7 protein-coding genes are annotated in these 7,125 nt (G+C 44.2%); 2 read left to right on the top strand and 5 right to left on the bottom strand.

Annotated features, from left to right (window positions below; translation table 11 throughout):
* Positions 1–515: 515 nt before the first annotated feature.
* Positions 516–674, top strand: a complete 159-nt coding sequence (locus tag QXL29_08235; GenBank protein ID MEM2284574.1) for a hypothetical protein — start codon at positions 516–518, stop codon at positions 672–674.
* A 254-nt stretch (positions 675–928) separates the two neighbouring features.
* Here the strand turns inward: QXL29_08235 and QXL29_08240 are convergent, their stop codons facing one another.
* The 5 genes from QXL29_08240 to uvsE all read right to left on the bottom strand — a co-directional run bounded on the left by QXL29_08240 (position 929) and on the right by uvsE (position 6,163).
* The gene (locus QXL29_08240) at positions 929–2,314 is read right to left on the bottom strand and encodes an alpha-glucosidase/alpha-galactosidase (GenBank protein ID MEM2284575.1); all 1,386 of its coding nucleotides are present in this window, start codon (positions 2,312–2,314) and stop codon (positions 929–931) included.
* Between the two features lie 185 nt (positions 2,315–2,499).
* Positions 2,500–3,669 carry a glycosyltransferase gene (locus QXL29_08245; GenBank protein ID MEM2284576.1) on the bottom strand — a complete coding sequence of 390 codons (1,170 nt, stop codon included), beginning with the start codon at positions 3,667–3,669 and terminating at the stop codon, positions 2,500–2,502.
* A 5-nt stretch (positions 3,670–3,674) separates the two neighbouring features.
* On the bottom strand, positions 3,675–4,457 hold the full coding sequence (locus tag QXL29_08250; GenBank protein MEM2284577.1) for a UbiA family prenyltransferase: 783 nt from the start codon (positions 4,455–4,457) through the stop codon (positions 3,675–3,677).
* Positions 4,444–4,575: a hypothetical protein gene (locus tag QXL29_08255; GenBank protein MEM2284578.1), complete on the bottom strand. Its 132-nt coding sequence runs from the start codon at positions 4,573–4,575 to the stop codon at positions 4,444–4,446. The genes QXL29_08250 and QXL29_08255 overlap by 14 nt, the downstream gene beginning before the upstream one ends.
* A gap of 667 nt (positions 4,576–5,242) precedes the next feature.
* Positions 5,243–6,163 carry a UV DNA damage repair endonuclease UvsE gene (uvsE, locus tag QXL29_08260; GenBank protein MEM2284579.1) on the bottom strand — a complete coding sequence of 307 codons (921 nt, stop codon included), beginning with the start codon at positions 6,161–6,163 and terminating at the stop codon, positions 5,243–5,245.
* Between the two features lie 72 nt (positions 6,164–6,235).
* Here uvsE and QXL29_08265 point away from each other — a divergent pair.
* A partial coding sequence (locus tag QXL29_08265; GenBank protein ID MEM2284580.1) for a DUF523 and DUF1722 domain-containing protein occupies positions 6,236–7,125 on the top strand: 890 nt, incomplete at its 3' end.

Consider the following 7,125-nt stretch of genomic DNA (forward strand, 5'->3'; position numbering starts at 1 on the left):
TTTCTTAACTTCTTCCTCAAGAGCTCTCCTAATAACAGGACCAGGCTTTATACCATACCTACTCAGGAGCTCCTTCAATTTCTTAGGAATCTTAGCAGATACTGTAACATAACTCACTCAAACACCCCAAGTATGCATGTAGTAAACCTATATAAAGTTTACCTTGAGAGAAACCTCCCACTACTGTAATAGATGAATCTATAGACCTCATAGTTACTCACCCCTATACGTGAACATAATACCATTCAAAACACAGAAACATATTGAGTGACCTATCAGTTGTTCCTAGCATAGATGAGTATATCCAAAGAATGAGAGAGGTAGTAAAAGAGAGTTATCAGTTCTCAAGCCCGGCAGATACTGCGCTATACTCGTAGGAGATATAAGAATTCGTAGACACCACGTCCCAGTAGCGTTCAGAACTATGCAAGCATTTCTTGAAGCAGGATTTATCTTAAGAAGATATAGTGAAGTTACAGTGGAAAACAAAAACTACACGAGAAAAATGGCGAGGCTTGACGAAAGTAGCGGATGAGTACTGGATCGATATCAATAAAAATAAGAAATACTACGTGGATTTCTACCTACTATCCTACGAGCACCTACTCATATTTAGAAAGCCAGAGAAGGGAGAAGATTTAGAACGATACAGAGAGAGCATGAGATGGTGGTAGACCTAGTTTAAACTCTTCAAGACCATCCGCGCGAGAATGCTCATACGCAGGAGCCATGTCTTAATCAATGATTCAGGCTCATGATACTCTCTGTGGATAGTAAACCAATAAAGTCACGTCTGACCCTTTACTCATTGGTCTTAAGTATCCTTGAACTCTGCGAAGAATGCTACTGAGTTTCACGTTTTGTGGGGTGGAGCGGCACTTCCGGGACCGGGCGCAAAGCTAGGTCCTCAAGAGAGGAGGTCAGAAAGCTATTTGTAGACACTGGACATCTCTTCATTCCCCGGCAGGCTCAACATTGCTTCAATGGCTTCCTCAGCTTGTTTGACTGATTTAGTTCTCACATCATACATCAGCCACTCTAATAGAATATCTCTACTTGGCTCGAGAAATGCTTGCAACGCCCACTCCATTCTCATCATTCTTGGTTGGAGGACGTACTTGATAATCCTACTGTTAGGCGGGTTAACGAAGACTCTGTGAACGCCTTTCCCATCGATTACTGCTGGAATCTCTACAGCGACGTTATCTGGTATGCCGGGGATAACTCCCTCGTTCATAATGTTTACCTGGTATTTTCGAGGAGTATCTGTTACTATTGACTCAATGATGTCGATTACTTGCTCCCCGCTCGGTTTGGGCGGAATGAGCATCGTTAAAGGGAGATTTCCGGCTTCTAGGTAATCCCTTATCGTTCGTAGTTGATAGAGGAGGTAGGTAGTGTAGAGTGTCCAGCCTATCTCTGAGTCTGGACCGCCGAACGGGCCATACCACTCCTTCTTAGTCTCGAGGTCCCAGTGATACTTCCAAGTCCCGCCTCTAACGGTGTCTCCTATAGGGAACATACCGTATTTCTTATACATGTCTACTGCAACAGGTGAGAGTTGGATGTCGAAGGGATTGATTGTTGACTGCCTCCAGACCCTCCAGTACTTCTCAGACTCTCCTTCTATCCACTTATCCAGTAACTCGTAACCGTTTCTATCGTCGTATTTGAATTTAGTTAACCATATCACGTGGTTAAATCCAGCCATCTCAGCCTCGACTTTCGAGGGGTCTAGTCCAAGCTCCTTTACAATATTCCAAAAATCCATGTGCCCATGACATAAGCTAATGATTTTCACTCTAGTCGTTCTACTTATCAGGGTAGTAAGCTCGAAAACAGGGTTTGCAACGTTTATCAGCCACGCTTGTGGAGCGCGTTCTTCGATCTCGCGAGCGATCGTCATCGCGAGCTTGAATTGATAGTACCCCCAAATAGTGTGGTAGTCGCTCACCATATTCCACTCTACGCTGTTTATGCCTCTGTAGTATCCCTTCTTCTCAGTCGCTTCTCTCATCATCTCGTAGTAACTGTGACCCATCGCCATAGCGCTGTTTATTATGAAGTCTGAGTCGGCGATAGCCTCGGATAAGCTTGTTGTCGCCTTGAAGTTCATGTCGACACGAATCTCGCTTGAATACTTCCTGGCAAAACTGTAAACTAGCCTCAATCTGTTCTCGTCGATATCCATCAAGTACACGGTTGCGCCGTGAAGGCTTTTCTTCAGCATCATGTCAACTAAGACTCGAGTAGACCAAACAGCAGAGCCAGCTCCAATGATAGATATTTTTAGAGATTTTCCTGGAAGAGACATGAGACTTACCTAAGTAACCTTACTTAATTTACGAATAAAAACATTACATGATTTAAAACTCTTATTTCCAGATGAGATGTTTCTAGTGTTAGATTAAGCTGTTCAAGATTCAATATAACCTATCTCGATCTCGTTGTGACGACGTAACCAGTATGTTTCGAGCAGGTCTAAACTCCTTATAAACCTCACCTTCTCCTGGTTTTACGCCAGGAATCATTCTTGTTGAACAACATAATTAGCTGAATTAGAACTTGGATAAGAATAAACGGCACAAACAGTAGTGAAGACACGATTCTTTTAGAAAGACTCGTTCTACACTGAGGGTATTTCCTCGAGAATGATTCAAGTCTTAAGAAAATCATGGTCGAAACGACTATCAACAATGCGATACTGAGTAGGCCGTCAGCGACGACGCCGTAGGGGATCGACGATAACATGAAGACTACCAAGTCGAGAGAAAGTAAGTATGGGGCGAGAACACTTAACTTCTTCCTGGCTGAGAGCTGGGCAGAGATGATGTTTGATGTCGCGATAACTATTGCCCGACTCCACCTCATTCTCTGAATCATAAAGAATTTGACGCTCTTGGGCGGAAGAGTGAAGGAGTATGAATCAGCGTAGCATGACCTCAAGTTTCTCTCGCCTAATCTTATAGTTAGGAACGCGTCCTCTGCAAGTTCTTCAGGAAAGCCTCCAAGCTCTCTGAGAACCCAGCTACTAACGTACAAGCTCTTACCCGTTAAAGGTGGAACAGCCCCCAGGGCTTCTAGACCCTTGAAGACTCCATCATACCAAGACACGCTTTCTGCGAGAGTCAGGTGCCCCAGCAGAGCCTCGCTGAAGGCGTATACTCTGGGCGAGACAGAACTACATCCGCTCCTTAACATTGAAGTAGCGATCAAGGCTTGGTCGGGGTCTACGTACCATAAGTCGGCGTCAAATACTGCCACTACTTGATGCTCTTCGAGTATCTCTCTCACATCTCTAATTGCTGCGTTAAGGTCTACGGCCTTCAGCTCCCTCTCCGCAGGAGACTCATAAACGACTAGATTAAACCTCCAGTTCTCACCAAGCACTTTATTGGTCGCGGTTAGGGTCTCTGCATCGCTTTTCTTCACAATTAAGTAGACGTCAATTAGATTCTTCGGATAGTTCAGCTCTTCTATCGCGTTTAGAGTGGTCTTTATCGACTCATATACTTCTTCTCTCAAAGGTACCAGAAACGCTATCTTCTCGGCCGGAGGGTCGAGATCTTGAGTAACTCTCCTTTTTCTAGTGAGGATTGAAGCTAAAAAGACTAACGCTAGCGGGACTAGAGCAAACGTGGAGACCGCTCTGAACACGTCAACCCACATTGAACTCACACAGCAATCGAGGCTATAATTAACGCTATGAGGGCTATTGTGAGCAAGTTTATCAAAGCTAAGACTCTCCTTATCTCTCTAACGCCTTCAGAAGCCCAAAGCTCGTAGAGAACATAAGTAAAACCTACCGCGATCAGCACATAACCATATAACATGTTTTGATTATTGAAAAACTTTGCATTACCGAGCTGAATTATGAACGGAGCAGATGCTAGCTTTAATATGATCAAAGCTCCTCCGAGAATCTTAGCAGCTCTAACACCATACCTCACAGACACGCTCCTCACCCCCTTCATTGAGTCTCCCGGCGCGTCAGCAATCCCCTGAATAACTTCCCTAGCTAGGTTCAAGAGAAAAACGAGAAAAACTATAGATGACATAGAGACTGGAAAGCTCCTGTTAACGCTTAACGCCCCGTACACTAGTGATAGTGAGACTAAAAGAGATACTACGACGTTGCCGGGCAAACCGTACTTTTTTATCTTTACGGTGTATAAAAGTGATAAAGCGTACGATGCCATAAGTAAGAGAGACGGTTCAAGACTTACAAGAAACACTAGCAAACTTATCCCTGAAATCGTCAGAACTACCCACAAGACCCACGCCGTGTTTAGACTAAGCTCTCCTGTGACTAAAGGCCTGCTTATATTGTTGGCTTTATCTACTTCTAAGTCAAAAATGTCGTTAAACACGAATGAAGCAGCAGTCAAGAAGTATAGGGACAGAAGCGGGGTTACGACCTCCCATAAACTAAGGTTATACCCTCTAGAGATCAACATCCCTATAAGAGCACCAAGACACATTAGCACCGGGGCGTACGAGCGTGTAATCCCCAAATAAGTCTTCAACACCCTCATCACGCCTTAAAGCCTCCTGCTCCCTAATCGATACACCCACTTATATCAAGGTTATAGAGTAATTTATGAAAATAAACTTTATGGTAAGAAAATACAGCTTCAGATCTCCATTAACTATAAGAAGAATCCTAGCCCTTAAAGCGAGAAGTAGGCTGAATGAAAGACTCGCTCTCTTATGGGTCTAGCCGTAACTAATAGAAAGAGTCTCTGAAATTCGCCTCCCTAGTTGATCGTGTTAGACCATTTGAGGACTACGACTAAGTTGAAATGAGCTCAGCATCCCTCGTAGTCAAGAAGTCCGTGACCAAATAAGAAAAACCAAAAGAATTCATGCTCAGAGACATGTCACTACAGTAACTCAAGCTCTTAAATAACGCCTCACGTAGTTGTTTCGGGTTTCGTATCTGTTCATATCGGCTGATGTAGGTTATTTTATTGTGGGTTGAGCTCGCTCACGATGTGAGGTGTGTGGTGAAGACTCGAGTGGGTGGGGCGTTCAAAGCCAGGATGTGGGGTTTCCTGCAGCCTTGAACCCGAACTATATAAGGGGGAGCTATGGGTCGGAGCTACCCTGAAGGGAATGAAGACCGATGACGCGGGCACCGATGAAAGGCACCTTAAGGTCTGTGAAGCCAAGAGGTCAACAACAAACTACGTTAACCAACATGAAACCCAAACTCTAGTCGCTGCGTGTATGAATATGGGATTTATATGTTGTGAACATCTATGTGGTAGCATGGTGGCCTGCGTAACTCCATCCTTAGCTTTCCAAGCTCTAAGAGTAGTTTCTCTATAGCTTTCTCTTTTTTCTTGGCCTCGACTATGATGTCTAGTGGTCCTCGGTCTTCCCAGAGATTTACTAAAGCTAGGAAATCCTCTAATCTCAGGTAATCTCCGTGTTCTCCGAGGGCACGGCCTTTGTCTGGAGCAGACGATACGTGAAATTCGGGTATGACACCTCTCCAGGTTTCTCTGAGCTTATCTATGTCAAAATTTGAAGGATTTAGCACGTGGTGATAGTAGTCGAAAACAACCGGTATGCCGAGCTCTTCACCCAACTCTACTACGTCTGCTACTGTGTAGTATCTCTCATCGTTTTCGACTGCTAGTCTTCTGGTTAACCAGTAGTTTTCTCTGACCGTCTTAGTAAACCTTCTGAGGGCTTCTCTCTTATCCCCGTAGACACCGCCCACGTGAATCACAACTATGCTCTCTTTCCCTAGCCCTAACTTGTCTAGGACCCAGAAGTGATATTCTAGTTCCCGCAGAGACCTCTCGACTACGTCGGCGCGCGGACTGTTTAACACGACGAATTGACCTGGATGCATAGTAATTCTGATGCCGTATTCTCTCAGTCTGCCGGCTATTACTTCAAGATTCTTTTCTATTTCATAAAGCCAGTCTCTCTCGAATCTCTCGTGAGACGCAAACGGGATGAAGTCTGAACCTAGTCTGAAAATAGTTAAGCCCATAGAGCACGAGAGCTCTAAGAGCCTCACGAAATCTCTGAGGTTTCTCTCGAATGTATCTAGGAGAGTCTCTCTGCTAAGTCTGCTAAGTCTTAACTTATGATTAGTACTGTATCTGTTATCCCAAGTAGAACAGAAAAAGCCAACACCGATCCGCAATAGGGCGACCCCCTTAAGGGTGCTACTAAAGTAATAAACTGGGAATACTTAAATAGTAATGGATGTGGAGAGATGAATCAATATCATAGGCCAATAATACTCATTAGTGAATGTCTCGGCGTAAAGCCAGTTAGATACGACGGTAACATAATATACGATAACTTCATAGAAATACTCAAGAAATACGTGAACATATATCCAGTATGTCCGGAAGTAGGTATAGGTCTGGGTGTCCCGCGAAACCCCCTAATACTTTATGAAGAAAGTGGGCAGGTAGATCTGATAGACCCGGCTACTAGAGTGGCTTACACTGAGAAGATCAGGGTGTTCTCTGAAAGAATCTTGCGAGACTTATCCATAGACGGGGCAATACTCAAGTCCTCAAGTCCTTCCTGCGGGGTAGGAGACGCGAAAGTATATGGAGCAGCAAGAAGAGTGCTGAGGAGAGCTGACGGAGTCTTCACTAAGGTAGTCAAGGAGGTTTTTTCATGCATTCCTGTGGAGAGCGAAAAAAGACTCTACTCTTATGATGTAAGGGTTAGATTCTTAACAAAGATCTTCTCATTAGCTGAGCTTAGAGCAACTCTCTCTAGCTTAAAATCTAGCGAGGAGCTCGTGGACTTCCACAGAAAATACAAGTATTTAGTCATGTTGCATAGCCAAACCGCCCTAAAAAACTTGGGGAGATTAGTTGCGAGCAGAAAAGAATACTCACTCGAATACGTCGCTCACAGATACAGGGACGAGTTCGTAAAGGCTCTATGTCGAAACCCCCCGCAGAACTCCTACGTAAACGTGTTTACACACATATATGGCCACTTAAAGGAAGAGTTAAAGTTGAGTGAGAGAAAATATGTGATGGATCTAATCGAGAAGTACAAGTCTGGCAGAGAGAGCTTAAGAACAGTTATGACATATTTCCGTGGCTTCATATACAGACTTGAGAACACCTATTTAGCGGA

This window comes from Zestosphaera sp. (assembly GCA_038843015.1).
In the GTDB taxonomy this organism is placed as follows: Archaea; Thermoproteota; Thermoprotei_A; order Sulfolobales; family NBVN01; genus Zestomicrobium.